Source organism: Ramlibacter sp. PS4R-6 (genome assembly GCF_037572775.1).
Lineage (GTDB): Bacteria > Pseudomonadota > Gammaproteobacteria > Burkholderiales > Burkholderiaceae_C > Ramlibacter.
The window spans coordinates 1,441,631-1,457,860 of sequence record NZ_JBBHKA010000001.1 but is presented as its reverse complement, the minus strand read 5'-3'; the positions used below and the strand labels follow the sequence as shown (position 1 = coordinate 1,457,860).

At 68.9% G+C, this 16,230-nt stretch carries 17 protein-coding genes; 3 read left to right on the top strand and 14 right to left on the bottom strand.

The window, feature by feature from the left end; all coding sequences use genetic code 11:
- Window positions 1–50: 50 nt before the first annotated feature.
- From WG903_RS07055 to WG903_RS07045, 3 genes are read left to right on the top strand one after another with little or no spacing between them, the layout of a single operon-like run.
- Window positions 51–998 carry an N-carbamoyl-D-amino-acid hydrolase gene (locus WG903_RS07055; RefSeq protein ID WP_340073662.1) on the top strand — a complete coding sequence of 316 codons (948 nt, stop codon included), beginning with the start codon at window positions 51–53 and terminating at the stop codon, window positions 996–998.
- Window positions 991–2,451: a dihydropyrimidinase gene (gene hydA / locus WG903_RS07050; protein ID WP_340073660.1), complete on the top strand. Its 1,461-nt coding sequence runs from the start codon at window positions 991–993 to the stop codon at window positions 2,449–2,451. Before WG903_RS07055 ends, hydA begins: the two co-directional genes overlap by 8 nt.
- 5 nt (window positions 2,452–2,456) lie before the next feature.
- Entirely contained in the window at window positions 2,457–3,113 is a 657-nt protein-coding gene (locus WG903_RS07045; RefSeq protein WP_340073658.1) for an aspartate/glutamate racemase family protein, read from the top strand.
- Window positions 3,114–3,119: 6 nt separating this feature from the next.
- On the opposite strand, the gene WG903_RS07040 is transcribed toward WG903_RS07045, so the two are convergent.
- From WG903_RS07040 to WG903_RS06975, 14 genes are all read right to left on the bottom strand, one after another.
- Window positions 3,120–4,397, bottom strand: a complete 1,278-nt coding sequence (locus WG903_RS07040) for an RNA polymerase sigma factor (protein WP_340073656.1) — start codon at window positions 4,395–4,397, stop codon at window positions 3,120–3,122.
- Entirely contained in the window at window positions 4,397–4,810 is a 414-nt protein-coding gene (locus tag WG903_RS07035; RefSeq protein ID WP_340073654.1) for a VOC family protein, read from the bottom strand. Before WG903_RS07035 ends, WG903_RS07040 begins: the two co-directional genes overlap by 1 nt.
- A gap of 11 nt (window positions 4,811–4,821) precedes the next feature.
- Window positions 4,822–5,247, bottom strand: coding sequence for a YciI family protein (locus WG903_RS07030; protein ID WP_340073652.1), 426 nt, complete (start codon window positions 5,245–5,247; stop codon window positions 4,822–4,824).
- A gap of 73 nt (window positions 5,248–5,320) precedes the next feature.
- Complete coding sequence (locus WG903_RS07025; RefSeq protein ID WP_340073650.1) at window positions 5,321–5,674, bottom strand: YciI family protein; 354 nt, start codon at window positions 5,672–5,674, stop codon at window positions 5,321–5,323.
- Between the two features lie 34 nt (window positions 5,675–5,708).
- A complete protein-coding gene (locus tag WG903_RS07020) occupies window positions 5,709–6,071 on the bottom strand; it encodes an STAS/SEC14 domain-containing protein (protein WP_340073648.1) in 363 nt (120 codons plus the stop codon).
- A 4-nt stretch (window positions 6,072–6,075) separates the two neighbouring features.
- Window positions 6,076–7,350: an adenylate/guanylate cyclase domain-containing protein gene (locus WG903_RS07015; protein WP_340073646.1), complete on the bottom strand. Its 1,275-nt coding sequence runs from the start codon at window positions 7,348–7,350 to the stop codon at window positions 6,076–6,078.
- 9 nt (window positions 7,351–7,359) lie between these two features.
- Complete coding sequence (locus WG903_RS07010) at window positions 7,360–8,190, bottom strand: SDR family oxidoreductase (protein ID WP_340073644.1); 831 nt, start codon at window positions 8,188–8,190, stop codon at window positions 7,360–7,362.
- 4 nt (window positions 8,191–8,194) lie between these two features.
- Window positions 8,195–9,514: a protein kinase domain-containing protein gene (locus tag WG903_RS07005; RefSeq protein ID WP_340073642.1), complete on the bottom strand. Its 1,320-nt coding sequence runs from the start codon at window positions 9,512–9,514 to the stop codon at window positions 8,195–8,197.
- Between the two features lie 55 nt (window positions 9,515–9,569).
- Entirely contained in the window at window positions 9,570–10,334 is a 765-nt protein-coding gene (locus WG903_RS07000) for an enoyl-CoA hydratase (RefSeq protein WP_340073640.1), read from the bottom strand.
- Between the two features lie 2 nt (window positions 10,335–10,336).
- The gene (locus WG903_RS06995; RefSeq protein WP_340073638.1) at window positions 10,337–10,933 is read right to left on the bottom strand and encodes a 2-hydroxychromene-2-carboxylate isomerase; all 597 of its coding nucleotides are present in this window, start codon (window positions 10,931–10,933) and stop codon (window positions 10,337–10,339) included.
- 4 nt (window positions 10,934–10,937) lie between these two features.
- The gene (locus tag WG903_RS06990) at window positions 10,938–11,747 is read right to left on the bottom strand and encodes an acyl-CoA thioesterase (RefSeq protein ID WP_340073636.1); all 810 of its coding nucleotides are present in this window, start codon (window positions 11,745–11,747) and stop codon (window positions 10,938–10,940) included.
- On the bottom strand, window positions 11,744–12,607 hold the full coding sequence (locus tag WG903_RS06985; RefSeq protein ID WP_340073634.1) for an alpha/beta hydrolase family protein: 864 nt from the start codon (window positions 12,605–12,607) through the stop codon (window positions 11,744–11,746). Before WG903_RS06985 ends, WG903_RS06990 begins: the two co-directional genes overlap by 4 nt.
- Before the next feature lie 10 nt (window positions 12,608–12,617).
- A complete protein-coding gene (locus WG903_RS06980) occupies window positions 12,618–13,826 on the bottom strand; it encodes an acetyl-CoA C-acyltransferase (RefSeq protein WP_340073632.1) in 1,209 nt (402 codons plus the stop codon).
- Between the two features lie 2 nt (window positions 13,827–13,828).
- The gene (locus WG903_RS06975) at window positions 13,829–16,228 is read right to left on the bottom strand and encodes a 3-hydroxyacyl-CoA dehydrogenase/enoyl-CoA hydratase family protein (protein ID WP_340073630.1); all 2,400 of its coding nucleotides are present in this window, start codon (window positions 16,226–16,228) and stop codon (window positions 13,829–13,831) included.
- Between the last annotated feature and the right edge of the window lie 2 nt (window positions 16,229–16,230).

Genomic DNA, 16,230 nt, shown 5'->3' with positions numbered 1-16,230 from the left:
GGATATAACGTAGTCTGGGCGGGACGGAAGTTTCCCGCTGGACACCCTTCATGAGCAGACACCTCAGGATCGCGGCCGCGCAGCTCGGGCCGCTGCACCGCTCCGACACACGCGTCGACGCCACCCAGCGCCTCGTCAACCTGCTGCGCGAAGCGCACACGGCGGGTGCGAAGTTCGTGGTGTTTCCCGAGCTCGCGTTCACCACGTTCTTCCCGCGCTGGTGGATCGAGGACCAGGCCGAAGTCGACCGGCTGTACTTCGAGGAGACCATGCCGTCGGCGCAGACGCAGCCGCTCTTCGACGAGGCGAAGAAGCTGGGCATCGGCTTCTACATCGGCTACGCCGAGAAGACGCTGGAGGCCGGCCAGGTGCGCCGCTTCAACACCGCGATCCTCGTCGGCCCCGACGGCAGCATCGTCGGCAAGTACCGCAAGATCCACCTGCCCGGCCACTCGGACCACAAGCCGCAGGCCGCCTTCCAGCACCTGGAGAAGAAGTACTTCGAGGTGGGTGACCTGGGCTTTCGCGTGTGGAAGTACATGAACACCATCGCCGGCATGCTGATCTGCAACGACCGGCGCTGGCCCGAGGCCTTCCGCGTGCTGGCGCTGCAGGGCGCCGAGCTGGTGGCGCTGGGCTTCAACACGCCGAGCGAGAACCTGCACTACCCCGAGCCGCCCGCGCTGCGCGTGCACCACCACCTGATCATGGCGCAGGCCATGGCGTTCCAGAACGCGACCTGGCTGGTGGAGACGGCCAAGTGCGGCTTCGAGGACGGCTTCCGCATGTTCGGCAACTCGCTGATCGTCGCGCCCACGGGCGAGATCGTGGCGAAGAGCGTCACCGAGCAGGACGAGGTGATCGCGTTCAATTGCGACCTGGACCTGGCCGCGGACCTCAAGCGCACGATGTTCGATTTCGCGCGCCACCGCCGGCCCGAGCACTACAAGCTGATCGTCGAGCGGACCGGGGCGGAAGTGACGCCCGCCAATGGCTGACTTCGACCTGGTGGTGCGCGGCGGCACGGTGGTGACCGCCGAGCGCACGCTGCAAGCCGACGTCGGCGTGCGGGGCGGCAAGGTCGCGGAAGTGCGTGCGGGTCTTCCCGCCGGTGCGACGGAAATCGACGCGCGCGGCAAGCTCGTGATGCCCGGCGGCATCGACAGCCATTGCCACGTGGAGCAGCGCTCCTCCTCGGGCGTGATGTGCGCGGACGACTTCTACAGCGCCAGCGTCGCCGCTGCGTTCGGCGGCACGACCACCATCATGCCCTTCGCCGCGCAGCACCGCGGCGACTCGATCCCCGCAGTCGTCGACGACTATGCGAAGCGCGCCGCGGAGAAGGCGGTGGTCGACTACGCCTTCCACCTGATCGTCTCGGACCCGACGCCCCAGGCGCTGCAAGAGGACTTGCCGGCGATGGTGAAGCGCGGCATCACCTCGCTGAAGATCTACACCACGTACGAGCTGCTGCGCCTGAAGGACGACGAGGTGCTGGACGTGCTGCTCGCCGCCGACCGCGAGCGGGCGCTGGTCATGGTGCACGCCGAGAACCACGAGGTGATCCAGTGGATCGCGCGGCGGCTGCTCGAGCGCGGCCACAAGGCGCCGAAGTTCCACGCCACCAGCCACCACCCGATCGCCGAAGCCGAGGCCACGCACCGCGTCATCTCGCTCACGCGCCTGCTCGACGTGCCGGCGCTGATCGTTCACGTGTCGGGGATCGAGGCCATCGAGGCGATCCGCGCGGGACAGAAGCTGGGCGCATCCATCCACGCCGAAAGCTGCCCGCAGTATCTGTTCCTCACCGCCGACGACGCCGACAAGCCCGGGCTGGAAGGCGCCAAGTGGTGCTGCAGCCCGCCGCCGCGCGACGCACGCTCGCAGGAAGCGGTGTGGCAGGCGTTGAAGGACGGCACCATCGGCATCTATTCGTCCGACCACGCGCCCTACCGCTTCGACGCGACCGGCAAGCTGCCCCACGGCGAGGCGACCACCTTCAAGGAAATGGCCAACGGCGTGCCCGGCATCCAGGCACGCATGCCGCTCCTGTTCTCCGAGGGCGTCGGCAAGGGCCGCATCACGCCCAACGAATTCGTGGCGCTCACGGCCACCAACCATGCGCGCATGTACGGCATCGCGCCGCGCAAGGGCACGCTCGATCCCGGCGCCGACGCCGACATCGCGGTCTGGGACCCGCAGCGCGAGGTGACGCTGTCCGCCTCGATGATGAAGGACAACGCCGGCTACACCCCCTACGAAGGCCGCACGGTCAAGGGCTGGCCGGTGCAGGTGCTGGTGCGCGGCCAGCTCGTGGTGGACGACGGCCGCCTGCTGGCGGCGCGGGGCAGCGGCCGCTTCATCCCCTGCGGAACACCCGCGCCCGTCGCAAGGGCAGGCGAAAGGCGGGACAATGCGGCTGGCGCCTTCCGCCGGCTCATCGATTCGTAACGACCATGGCCCAGCCCCGCATCCTCGTCATCAACCCGAATTCCACCGAGGCGGTGACGCGCGCCGTGGACGAGGCGCTGTCCTGCTACGCCGACGACGCGCAGATCCGCTGCGTCACGCTCAAGGAAGGCCCGCCCGGCATCGAGCTGCAGCAGCACGCCGACAGCGTGATCGTGCCGCTCGGCCAGCTGCTCAAGCGCGAGGAAGGCAACCACGACGCCTTCGTGCTGGCCTGCTACTCCGACCCGGGCCTGCACTCGCTGCGGGAGCAGACGAAAAAGCCGGTGCTGGGCATCGGCGAATGCGGCCTGCTCACCGCGATGACCATGGGCCACCGCGTCGGCGTCATCGCCATCCTGCGCAAGTCCATCCCGCGCCACCTGCGCTACATCGGCGCCATGGGCATCGGCTCGCGGCTGGCCGGCGAACGCGCGCTGGAGATCGGCGTGGTGGGATTGCAGGATGCGCAGCGCACCGCGCAGCGCATGGTGGAAATCGGCCGGCAACTGCGCGACGACGACGGCGCGGACGTGGTGGTGCTGGGTTGCGCCGGCATGGCCGCCTACCGCGAAGGCCTGCAGCAGGAACTCGGCGTGCCCGTGGTCGACCCGACGCAGGCCGCCGTCGGCATGGCGATCGCGCGCGTGCGCCTCGGCTGGTAAAGCCGCCTAGTGCTGGCGGCCCATGGCGGCCGCGCGCTCCAGCAGAAGCTCGCGTTCGCGCTCGTTGGCCGCGAGCATGGCGGCGCGCTCGAACTCCTCTTTCGCCTCGTCCTTGCGACCCAGCTTGGACAGCAGGTCGCCACGCACGCTGGGGAGCCACTGGTAGTTGCGCAGCTGCTTGTCGCCGGCGATGCGGTCGACGATGGCCAGGCCCGCAGCGGGCCCTTCGGCCATGCCCACCGCCACCGCGCGATTGAGCTCGATCACGGGCGAAGGCGCGGCCTTCGCGAGCCGGCCGTACACGGCGGCGATGCGCTGCCAGTCCGTCGCATCGGAAGTCGCGGCGCGCGCGTGGCACGCAGCGATCTCGGCCTGCAACTGGTACGGCCCCGCGTCGCCCCCGGCCGCGTGCGCGCGCTCCAGTGCGGCGAGCCCGCGCCGGATCAGGAGGCGGTCCCAGCGCATGCGGTCCTGCTCCAGCAGCAGCACGGGCTTGCCCTTTGCATCGACACGCGCCGCGGCGCGCGACGATTGCAGTTCCATCAGCGCGACAAGGCCATGCACCTCGGGCTCGGCCGGTGCGAGTTCCGCCAGCATGCGGCCCAGGCGCAGCGCCTCGTCGCACAGTGCGGGCCGCAGCCAGTCCTCGCCCGAGGTGGCCGTGTAGCCCTCGTTGTAGATCAGGTAGATGGCCTCCAGCACCGACGCGAGCCGCGCGCCGAGCGCTGGCGCCGGCGGCAGCTCGAACGGCACCTTCGCTTCCGCGAGCGTCTTCTTGGCGCGCACGATGCGCTGCGCGATGGTCGGCTCGGGCACCAGGTAGGCGCGCGCGATCTCGTGCGTCGTCAGTCCCGCCAGCAGCTTGAGCGTGAGCGCCACGCGTGCTTCGGTCGGCAGCACCGGGTGGCACGCGGTGAACACCAGGCGCAGCATGTCGTCGCCGATCGGGTCTTCCTGCGCGGCGGCCAGGGCGTCGACGAAGTCCGGCACGATCAGCGCCTCCTGCGCTTCGAGGTCGTGGCCGATCTCCTCGTGCTTCTGCGCGGCGAGCCTGGCGTGGCGCAGGTGGTCGAGCGCGCGGTTCTTCGCCGCGGCCATGAGCCAGGCGGCGGGCTTGTCCGGCACGCCGTCGGCGGGCCAGCGTTCGAGCGCGGCGACGAGCGCATCCTGCGAGAGCTCCTCGGCGACGCCCACGTCGCGCACCATGCGCGCCACGACGGCGACGATCTTCGCGGACTCCATCCGCCAGACCGCCGCGATCGTGCCGTGGGTCGCCGAATGCATCAGGCCTGCGGCGGCGCGGCGTTGGGGTCCATGTACACCAGCTCCCACACGTGGCCGTCGGGATCGACGAAACCGTGGCCGTACATGAAACCGTGGTCCTGCGGCTTGCGGTGCGCGCGGCCGCCCGCGGCCACCGCCTTCTTCACCAGCTCGTCGATTTCCGCGCGGCTGGCGCACGACAGGCACGTGAGCACCTCGGTCGTCTTCGTCGCATCGGCGATGTCGGTGTCGATGAAGGTCTGGAAGAAGGGCTTGACGAGCAGCATCGCGTGGATGCTGCCTTCGGCGATCACCATGCAGGCGCCCTGCTCGTTGGTGAACTGCGGGTTGAACGTGAAGCCCAGCGCCTCGAAGAAGGCGCGGCTGCGCTTCATGTCGGCGATGGGCAGGTTGACGAAGATCTGGCGCGCCATGTCCATCCCCTTCACTCGAAGCCGATCTTCTTGAAGCGCTCCTCGGTCTCGCTGCTCAGGAGCCCTTCGAAGTCCTCGAACTCGTACAGCTGCCGCACCTCGATCTCCGCCGGCTGGTTCGGGCCGACCGGGTTGGGGAAGCGGCGCGACCACTCCAGCGCCTCTTCGCGGCTGCGGCACTGGATGAGCGTGTAGCCGGCGATCAGCTCCTTCGTTTCCGCGAAAGGGCCGTCGATGACGCGGCGCTTGTCGCCGGCCTCGTAGCGGATGCGCCAGCCCTTGCTGCTCGGCTGCAGGCCCGAGCCATCCAGCAACACGCCGGCCTTGGCCAGGTCCTCGTGGTAGGCCGCCATCTGCTGAAACAGCTGGTCGGAATCGGGCGGGAAGCGGCCGGCCTCGGAGTCGGGCGTGGCCTTCACGATGATCATGAATTTCATGGGTGCTCCTGGTGGTTACATCCCCACGACGATCCGCGCCGCGCCCTTTCGACAGGCGCGGCTACCTAGGCGTCTACGTATAGCAGGGGCCCGTCTCGCGCACCTCCACCGTGGCCCACTCGGCCGCCGGGCATTCGCGCGCGATGGCCACCGCCTGTTCGCGCGTGGGCACGTCGATCAGGAAGAAGCCGCCCACCATCTCCTTGGTTTCGGCGAACGGGCCGTCGACCACGTGCGCCTTGCCGCTGCGCACCTGCAGGCGCGACGCGCCGTCCAGCGAGGTGAGCGACTCGACGCCGCGCAGGATGCCGCGCGACTTGAGCGAATCGGCGAACTGCAGCATGCGGCCGTACACCGCTTCGCCTTCGGCCGGCGTGCGCTGCTGGCGCTGGCCGACCGGTTCGTGGATGAGGAGCATGTAGGGCATCCGGGCCTCCTTGTGCCGCGATGATACGGACGGCTCAGTCCGGCTGCTTCAGCCAGTCGCGTGCCTCGCCCATGTCGGTGAAGGTGCGGATCTGCAGCCCCGACTTCTGCGCGGCACGCTCGCTGTTGCCGCTGCGCATCTGCTCGGGGACCACTGAGGCCATCTTGGTGAGGAAGTGCAGGCGCTCGGCGAGGTACACGCCCAGCTGCAGGTGCTCGGTGAAGGTGAGCTGTTGCTGGACGTCCAGCAGGTCCACCAGCACGTGCGTGAGCTGCTCTTCGCGGCAGACGGTGGCCATCATGTCCGCGAAGCCCTTGAGGTCGGCGAGGTTCGCCGGCCCGCTGCCCTTCACGGCGAGGACCGGCCCCTGGCGGGCTAGGGAGACTTGCAGCGACATGCCGTCAATCTAGCGCAAGTGCTGCCTCGGCGGTACGCGTGCCGATGAGGAACACCTCCATCGACCCCTTGCCGCGCACCTCCACCCGGCCGCGCGATTCCAGGGCCACGCCGTCGAGCAGCCGCGCCGTCGAGGCGCTGCACTGGATGCGGCCGGGCTCGCCGCACGACTCCATGCGGCTCGCGGTGTTCACCGTGTCGCCCCACAGGTCGAAGATGAACTTGCTGCGCCCGATGACGCCGGCGACCACGGGGCCGGAGCTCAGCCCGATGCGCATCTGCAGCGGCTCGCCGGTCTCGCGTGCGATGCGCTCGCATTCGGCGAGCATCTCGCGGGCCATCGCGAGCGCGGCCTGCGCATGGTCCTCGCGCGCTTTGGGCAGGCCCGCGGCCGCCATGTAGCAGTCGCCGATCGTCTTGATCTTTTCCAGCCCGTGCCGCGCGGCGAGCGCGTCGAACGCGGTGAACACGCGGTCCAGCATCTGCACCACGCTGGCGGCATTGCGCGTGGCGCACCAGGTCGTGAACCCCGCGATGTCGGCGAACAGCACGGTGACCGACGGGTGCGCTTCGGCAATCGTTCCGGGAGAGTTCTTGAGCCTTTCGGCGATCGGCGCCGGCAGGATGTTCAGCAGCAGGGCCTCCGAACGGGCGCGCTCGTGCTCGACCGCGCGCCGCCCGAGGAACGCGCGCCGCGTCGCGGCCTCGAGCTGCCAGCCGGCGAGCATGCCCACGAGGTTCACGAGCACCAGTGCGAGGACCTGGCGCGCGAGCGCGGGGCCCGCGAGGCCGTGCACGACATGCGCGATGGCTGCGTAGCCGGCGAGCATGGCCCAGCCAAGCGCCACGGCGAGCGGGAACCGCAGCCCGACGAGCGCATAGATGCAGAACGTCTGTACCGCCGGCAGGAAGAAGCCGGATGCGAGGAACCTCTCCGTCGGGTACTGCACGGCCATGTTCAAGGTGGCCAGGACGGCCAGCGTGATGACGCTGCCGACCACGGCCTGCTGCCGCGCGATGAAGACGGGATGCCAGGTGACCGCCAGCGAGGCTGCCGAGAGCACGAGCGAAGGCAGGAGCGTGCGGTTCAGGAGCGCTGTCGACTCGGGTGCGATCACCGTGATCGCAACACCGACGAGCAACGACAGCGCCGCGAGGATGGCCACGACCCAACGGAACGGGCGGACCAGCCGCAGCGCCCTTTCCGCAGCGAAGGCGGCTTCCGCCTGCCGGTCGTGGAAGCGCAGGGTCAGGAGCCGGTAGGGATACGCGGCCTCCATCGCGCGCCGTCAGTCGACGAAGAAATCCGGGATGAACTTCCTGGTACCGGGCTTGACCGAGTACTGCTCCAGGTCGGTCACGCCGTGCTTCGCGAGCAGTTCGTCGTCGATGAAGAAGTTGCCCGTGGTCGTCTTCGCGTCGCTCGTGAGGATGAAGTACGCGGCGTCGGCCAGGATCTCCGGCTTGCGGCACAGGTTGAGATCCACACCGGGGATCATCTGCAGCGCCGCGGTGGCGATCGCCGTGCGCGGCCACAGGCTGTTCACCGCGATGCCGTACTTCGCGAATTCGCCCGAGTGGCCCAGCGTGCACATGCTCATGCCGTACTTGGCCATGGTGTAGGCGGTGTGCGGCGCGAACCAGTGCTGCTTCATGGACAGCGGCGGCGACATGTTCAGCACGTGCGCGTTGCGCCCCGCCCCGGCTGCCTTCTGCAGCTGCGGCAGGCAGGCCTGCGTGCACAAGTAGGTGCCGCGCGCGTTGATCCCGTTCATCAGGTCGTAGCGCTTCATCGGCGTGTGCTCGGTGTCCGTCAGGCTGATCGCGCTGGCGTTGTTCACCAGCACGTCGATGCCGCCGAACTCCTGCACGGCCTTCGCCACGGCGGCGAGCACGCCCTCCTCGTCGCGGATGTCCACCGCCAGCGGCAAGGCCTGCCCGCCCGCGGCGCGGATCTCCTCGGCCGCCGAGTAGATGGTGCCGGGCAGCTTCGGGTTGGGGTCGGTGGTCTTGGCGGCGATGACGATGTTGGCGCCGTCGGCCGCCGCGCGCTTGCCGATCGCCAGGCCGATGCCGCGCGACGCGCCGGTGATGAAGAGCGTGCGGCCCTTGAGCGTCATCGCGTCAATGGCCTTCGAGCGTGAGGCTGGACGACTGCAGCTTGCTCAGCGACTCGGTCGTGCGCATCAGGCGCTGCAGCAGCAGCTCGATGAAGGCCTTGTCGAAGCAGATCTGCAGCTCTTCCGACGCCCGGTGCAGGGCCTCGTTCTTGATCTCGAGCACCAGCACCGCGGTGTCCGCCTTGACGGTGGCCGTGCGCTTGGGCTCATCGCGCCGCAGGTAGGCCATCTCGCCCAGGGTGACGCCCGGGTCCAGCGTGGCGACCTTGTTGTTGTCGCGCATGACGGCGGCCGTGCCTTGCAACAGCAGCAGGAAGGACTCGCCCATCGAGCCCTCTTCCATCAGCACCGTGTCGGCCGGGCGCAGCGACAGCGTGCCCAGGCGCAGCGCCTCCCACAGCACCGCGTCGGGGAAGCCCTGGAAGAACGGCAGGTCGCGCATGCGCGCGAAGGCGTCGCCCTCGCGGTGGCGCGCGGTCTTGGCCGACATGCCGCGGTTGATCTGCAGCAGCGAGTCGGCGAAGTCCATCCACTGCTTGAACCGCGCCTCGGGGTGCTTGGCCAGGGCGCGCATCAGAACCTTGTCCACCTGCTCGGGCAGCCCGGGCCGCAGGGTGCTGGGCTGGGTGGGCTCCTCGTTGGTGATCTTGTAGATGGTGGTGAAGTCCGATTCGCTCTCGAAGGGCCGGCGGCCCGTGAGCATCTCGTAGCAGACCACGCCGAGGGACCACATGTCGCTGCGCCAGGTGCAGCCCTCTTCGCGCACGTGCTCGGGCGACATGTACTGGGGCGAGCCGACGAAGCCGCTGATCTGCGTGATCTCGCCGCCGGTGGCCAGTGCCGTGCCGAAGTCCATCACCTTCACGTCGCCGCTGGTCTGCAGCATCAGGTTGGCCGGCTTGATGTCGCGGTGCACGAGGCCGCGCGTGTGCGCGTAGTCCAGGGCGCTACAAACCTTGTAGCAGATGTCCAGCACCTGCTCCACGGGCAGCAGGCGGTCGGGGCGCGTGAACCGGGACAGCGCAGCGCCCTCCACGTATTCGAGCACCAGGTAGGGCGGGTTGGCCTCGCCGTCGGCGTCGTGGACGGTGACGATGTGCGGGTGCTTCAGCTGGCCGGCCAGGAGCGCCTCGTTGCGCAGCGCCTTGCGGTAGCGCGCGGCCTGGCGTTCGTCCGTGAGCAGGTGCGCATGGATGCGCTTGACCGCCACCTTGCGCGCGTGGAACGGGTCCTCCGCGAGGTAGACGGTGCTGCTGGCCCCCCGCCCGAGTTCGCGAAGGACGTTGTACTTGCCGATGAAGGTCGGCGTATCGGTCGCGGCCATGGAAACGCGATGGTCGCTCATCCCCGCCCCCGGCACAAGGGGCCCGCCGGGGCCCTTACAGGTTCGAGAAATCGGGCTTGCGCTTGGCCATGAAGGCGCCGAAAGCCTCCTTCGCGGCCGGCTCGCCCAGCATCTTCGAGAAGAGGGCGCCTTCCTCTTCCATCTGCGCCAGGACCGCATCCTGGCGGCCCTTCTTCATCAGCCGCTTGGTGGCGACCAGCGACGACAGCGGCTTGGCCGCCAGCTTGCGCGCCACCTGCTGCGCGTACTGGTTGGCCTCGGTGGGCGGCAGCACGCGGTTGACCAGCCCCACTTCGAGCGCCGCTTCGGCCATGAAGGGCTCGCCCAGCATCAGCGCTTCGGCGGCGCGGTGGTAGCCCAGCATCTGCGGCACCAGCAGGCTCGACGCGGCTTCGGGCACCAGCCCCAGGTTCACGAACGGCATGGAGAACGCCGCGTTGTCGCCGGCATAGACCAGGTCGCAATGGAACAGCATCGTGGTGCCCACGCCGACGGCGGGCCCGCACACCGCCGCCACGAGCGGCTTGCTGAAGGTGGCGATGCCGCGCAGGAAGCGGAAGACGGGCGAGTCGCGCCCGGCCGGCGGCTTGTTCAGGAAGTCGCCGATGTCGTTGCCCGCGGAGAACACGGTTTCGTGCCCCTGGATGACGACCACACGCGTGGCGGCGTCGGCTTCGGCCGTGGCCAGCGCATCGGCGATGGCGCCGTACATGTCGGCGGTGATGGAGTTCTTGCGGTCCAGGCGGTTGAGCGTGATGGTGGTGACGCCGCCTTCGGCGTTGACGAGGATCTCTTGCATGGTCATGCCTTCTTGAGTGCTTCTTCGACGAAATCGAGCCGGTCCTGGCCCCAGTACATGGCGCCGTCGACGAAGAAGGTGGGCGCGCCGAACACGCCGCGCTCCACCGCTTCGGCCGTGACGGCCTTGAGTTTTTCCTTCACCTGCGGGTCGGCCGTGAGCGCCAGCACCGCCTGCGGCTCGAAGCCCGCGGCGTCGAGCACGCCGGCGACGACGCCCGGGTCGTTCATGTTCAGCCCTTCGGCCCAGATCGCGCGGTACACCGTGTCGACGTACGGCACGAACCGCCCGGGATCGCGCATCTGCAGGCCGAGGGCACCGCGCATCAGCACCAGCGTGTTGATCGGGAAATGCGGGTTGTGGCGGTAGGGCGTGCCGTCGCGCGCGGCGAAGCGCTCGAGGTCGCCCTGCATCCACTTGCCCTTGGCCGCGACCATCATCGGCGACTGGTTGCCGGTGGACTGGAAGACGCCGCCGAGCAGCATGGGGCGGTAGTCGATCGTGGCGCCGGCCTCCTGCGCGACGCGCGGCAGGCGGTGCCACGCCAAGTACGACGCCGGGCTGCCGACGTCGAACCAGAACTCCACGCGCTTGCCCATGCCGCTACTCCTTGAAGTAATAGACCTGGCTGGTCGTGGCCAGCAGCGTACCCGCTTCGTTCCACAGCTGCGCGCTGTGGTCGAAGTAGCCCGCGCCGAAGCCCTGGCCTTGCGTCTGGCCCAGCAGGTAGCCGGTGCCCGTTTCCGCGAGCTGCGCCTGCGTCGCGTGGAAATGGGTCGTCATCGTGATCGTGCCCAGCGGCGTGAAGGTCGCGCGGCGCAGCCAGATGCGCGGGAAGAACACGTCGCTCATCGCCGTGAGCGAGAGCCAGTCCAGCGGCCGCGGCGGGTTGTCGCGCACCCACAGGCGCGTGCGGCTCGCGCCGGTGTCGCCGCCGTCCCACGCGCCGGGAAAGCCGCCTTCGATGAAGCGCAGCTCGTAGCGCTTGACCCACTCGACGCGCGTGGGCCCTTCGGGCAGCGGCACGTCGGAGGGACGCGGCACCTGCGGCACGGGCGCTTCCTTCGCGCCCCAGGTGTCGCGGCGGATCGCCGTGAGCGCGGTGGCCGTCGCGACCACCTCGCCCTTTTGCTGCAGCGTCACGATCCAGTGCTGCGTCGAGCGGTTGGTGCGCGCCGGGGTGGCGATGGCGTCGAACTCGCCATCCTCGATGGCGGCGGCGAAGTTCACGGTGAGAGAAACGGGATCACCGAGCCGCTGGCGGTGCAGCAGCACGGCATTCATGGCCTGCGCGGCGATCAACCCACCGAACGGGCCGATGAAGTTCTTCCACTCGGGCCGCGTGCGGCCGCGCAGGACGTCGCCCGCCGGCTCGAGTGCGACGCCCGCGTCGAACAGGTGGGGGCCGCTCATGCGGTGCGCGCCGTCCCCAGGCCGGCGAGCCATTCGCCGATGCGCGGCCACAGGCGCTGCTCGTTCTCGGGGCGGAAGGCGCCGAAGTGGCCCAGGCGCCGCGCGCCGATGTCGGCGGGCGCGAGCTTGCGCACCTCGCGCGGCGCGTTCTCGTACAGGTCGATGAGGCTGTGCGTGCCCTTCCAGGTCATGAGCTCGTCGTCGGTGATGGACAGCGCGTGCACCGGGAATCGGGCGTTGGCGTAGCTGGCCCGCACGGCCTCGCCTTCGGCGCTGACGCTGTAGCGCGGCGACAGGCACCACTTGCGCCATTGCAGCACCACGCCGGCGGGCAGGTCGCCGACCTTGCGCAGCTTGCGGCCCGGGAAGTAGCCGAAGAGGCGCGTGGCGATCGGCACCAGCACGAACCAGAAGTAGGGAACGATGCGCTTGAGTTGCGGCGCGTTCTCGCGCCAGTAGCCGCTGCCGGCGGCGACGCTGAGCAGGCCGCTCACCTTGTGCTGGTTGGTGAACAGGCCCGGCAACTGCGCGCCGAGGCTGTGCCCGAGGAGGTACAGCGGCTGGCCCGGCAACGCGGCATGCGCTGCATCGACGACCGCTTCGTAGTCGCGCGTCCAGTCGAACAGGTCGGCGCGGAAGCCGCGCAACGACGCCGGCGCGGAGTCGCCGCTGCCGCGGTAGTCGAAGGTGGTCACGCGCCAGCCCTGCTGCGCGGCCCATTGCGCGAACGGCTGGTAGTAGTCCTGGCGCACGCCCATGGCGCCGCCGATGACGACGCTGCCGCGTGCGGGGCCCGGTGTCTCGAACACCCGGGCTGCGATCTTCGTTCCGTCCTTCGACTCGATGACTTCAGCCCTCATGCCCGTTCTCCTAGACCCGTTCGAAGATGCCCGCTGCGCCTTGTCCCATGCCCACGCACATGGTGACCATGCCGTACTTCAGATTCTTGCGGCGAAGCGCGTGCACGACTGTCGCCGAGCGGATAGCCCCGGTGGCCCCCAGGGGATGACCCAGAGCGATGGCGCCGCCCATCGGGTTGACCTTCTTCGCGTCCAGCCCGATCGTGTTGATCACGGCCAGCGACTGCGCGGCGAAGGCTTCGTTCAATTCGATCCAGTCGATGGCGTCCTGCTTCAGGCCCGCGGCCTTCAGCGCCGCCGGGATCGCCTCGATCGGCCCGATGCCCATGATGTGCGGCGGCACGCCGCGGCTCGCGTAGCTGACGAAGCGCGCCAGCGGCGTCAGGCCGAAGCGCTTGACCGCCGCTTCGCTGGCGAGGATCAGCGCGCCGGCGCCATCGGAGGTCTGCGAGCTGTTGCCCGCCGTCACGCTGCCGCGCGCTGCGAACACCGTCCGCAGCTTCGACAGGCCTTCGACCGTCGTGTCGGGTCGCGCGCCTTCGTCCAGGCTGACCTTGCGCTTGCTCACGCTCACTTCCGCTGAGGCGAGGTCGACGCTGCGCTCCTCGACCTCGACTTCCGTCATCTCGTTGGCGAATTCGCCGGCCTTCATCGCCGCCAGCGCCTTCATGTGCGACTGGTAGGCGAACTCGTCCTGCGCCTCGCGCGAGACCTTCCATTGCTGCGCGACCTTCTCGGCGGTCAGGCCCATGCCGTACGCGATGCCGTAGCTCTCGATGTCGTCGGGGTTGGAGAAGATGGTGGGCGACAGCGAGGGCGAATTGCCCATCATCGGCACCATCGACATGCTCTCCGTGCCGGCGGCGATCATCACGTCGGCCTCGCCGACGCGGATGCGGTCCGCGGCCATCTGCACCGCCGACAGGCCGGAGGCGCAGAAGCGGTTCACCGTGATGCCGCCCACGCTCTTGGGCAGGCCGGCCAGCACGGCGCCGATGCGCGCGACGTTCAGGCCCTGCTGCGCCTCGGGAATCGCGCAGCCGCACACCACGTCCTCGATGGCCTTCGGGTCGAGCCCGGGCACTTGCGACAGGGCCGACCGCAGCGCGATCGCCAGCAGGTCGTCGGGGCGCGTGTTGCGGAAGTAGCCGCGGTGCGAGCGGCCGATGGGCGTGCGCGTGGCGGCGACGATGTAGGCGTCTTGAACTTGTCTGCTCATGGTCAGTTCCTCACCGGCTTGCCGGTGTTCAGCATGCCGAGGATGCGTTCATGGGTCTTGGGGTTCTGCACGAGTTCGCAGAAGGCCTGGCGCTCCAGCGTCATCAGGTATTCCTCGCTGACGAGCGTGCCGGTCTCCACGTCGCCGCCGGTCACCACGTTGGCGATCAGCGAGGCGATGCGGAAGTCGTGCGCGCTGATGAAGCCGCCGTCGCGCATGTTCACGAGCTGGCCCGTGATGGTCGCCTTGCCGCTGCGCCCCGCCACCGGGAACAAGCGCTTGTGCGGCGGCCGGTAGCCGGTGTCGAACATGGCCTTGGCTTCGCGGATCGCGACGTACAGCAGTTCGTCCCTGTTCGGCACGACGATGTCGTCCTCGAGCAGGTAGCCGAGCTGGCGCGACTCCAGCGCGCTGGTGCCGACCTTGGCCATCGCCGCGGCCGTGAAGCCGTCGGTGAGGAAGGGCAGGATGTCCTTGTGCGTGGACTTCGCCTGGTTCTCGGCGGCGCGGCGCGCAATGTACGTGAGGCCGCCGGCGCCGGGCACGAGGCCCACGCCGACTTCGACGAGGCCGATGTAGCTTTCCATCGCGGCCACGCGCTTGCTCGAATACACCGCCAGCTCGCAGCCGCCGCCCAGCGCCATGCCGCGGATCGCGGAGATGACGGGCACGGTGGCGTAGCGCAGCTTGAGCATCGTCTGCTGCATGTAGCCCTCGGCGTCGTCGACGGCGGAAACGCCCACGGCCATGAATGCAGGCATCAGCCCCTGCAGGTCGGCGCCGACGGAGAACGGTTCGTCGCCGGACCAGACCACGAGGCCCTGGTAGGACTTCTCGGCGAGTTCGACGGCTTGCGTCAGGCCTTCGCAGACGTCGGGGCTGATCGCATGCATCTTGGTCTTGATGCTGGCGATGAGCACCTCGTCGTCCAGCGTCCACAGGCGCACCGCATCGGTCTCTTCGATCGTCTTGCCGGCCGTCTCGAAACCGGGCGCCTTGCTGCCAAGGACCGTTTCGGGGAACAGCTGGCGCGAGTACACGGGCAGCACGCGCTTGGGCTGGAACTTCTTCGCCGTCGGGTTCCACGAGCCCTCGGGCGTGTGCACGCCACCCGCGTCGGCCACGGGGCCCTTGAACACCCACTCCGGCAGCGGCGCCTTCGACAGCGCCTTGCCCGCAGCGATGTCTTCCTGGATCCACTTCGCCACCTGCGACCAGCCGGCTTCCTGCCACAGCTCGAAGGGGCCTTGCTTCAGGCCGAAGCCCCAGCGCATGGCCAGGTCGACGTCGCGCGCGGTTTCCGCAATCGTCGCGAGGTGCACGGCGGCGTAGTGGAAGCCATTGCGCAGGATCGACCACAGGAACTGGCCTTGCGGGCCTTCGGACTCGCGCAACAGCTTCAGGCGCTCGCCCGCGGGCTTCTTGAGCATGCGCGCGTAGACCTCGTCGGACTTCTCGCCGCCGGGCACATAGTCCTTCTTCTCCAGGTCGAAGCGCAGGATGTCGCGGCCGACCTTCTTGTAGAAGCCCGCCTTGGCCTTCTGGCCGAGGTTGCCCATCTCGAGCAGCGTCGCCAGCACCTTCGGCGTCGCGAAGCTGTCGTAGAAGGGGTCGGTGTCGGCGTTCAGGTTGTCCTGCAGCGTCTTGATGACGTGCGCCATCGTGTCCAGGCCGACCACGTCCGCGGTGCGGAAGGTGCCGGAGCTCGCGCGCCCCAGCTTCTTGCCGGTGAGGTCGTCGACCACGTCGTAGCTCAGGCCGAACTTCTCGACCTCCTTCATCGTCGCCAGCATGCCGGCGATGCCGACGCGGTTGGCGATGAAGTTGGGCGTGTCCTTGGCGCGCACCACGCCTTTGCCGAGGGCGGTCGTCACGAAAGTCTCGAGGTCGTCGAGGATTTTCGGCTGCGTCGTCGGCGTCGAGATCAGCTCGACGAGGTACATGTAGCGCGGCGGGTTGAAGAAGTGGATGCCGCAGAAGCGCGGCTTGATCTCTGCCGGCAGCGCTTCGGACAGCTTCGTGATCGAGAGGCCCGAGGTGTTGGACGCGACGATCGCGTGCTCCGCCACGAAGGGCGCGATCTTCTTGTACAGGTCCAGCTTCCAGTCCATGCGCTCGGCGATGGCCTCGATGACGAGGTCGCACTCGCGCAGCAGCTCCATGTTCTCTTCGTAGTTGGCCTGCTGGATCAGGTCGGCGTCGGCCGTGACGCCCAGCGGCGACGGCTTGAGTTTCTTCAGCCCGTCGATCGCCTTCGTGACGACGCCGTTCTTCGGGCCTTCCTTGGCCGGCAGGTCGAACAGGACCACCGGCACCTTGACGTTGACCAGGTGCGCCGCGATCTGCGCGCCCATCACGCCCGCGCCGAGCACGGCGACTTTCTTCACGTTGAATCGGTTCATCT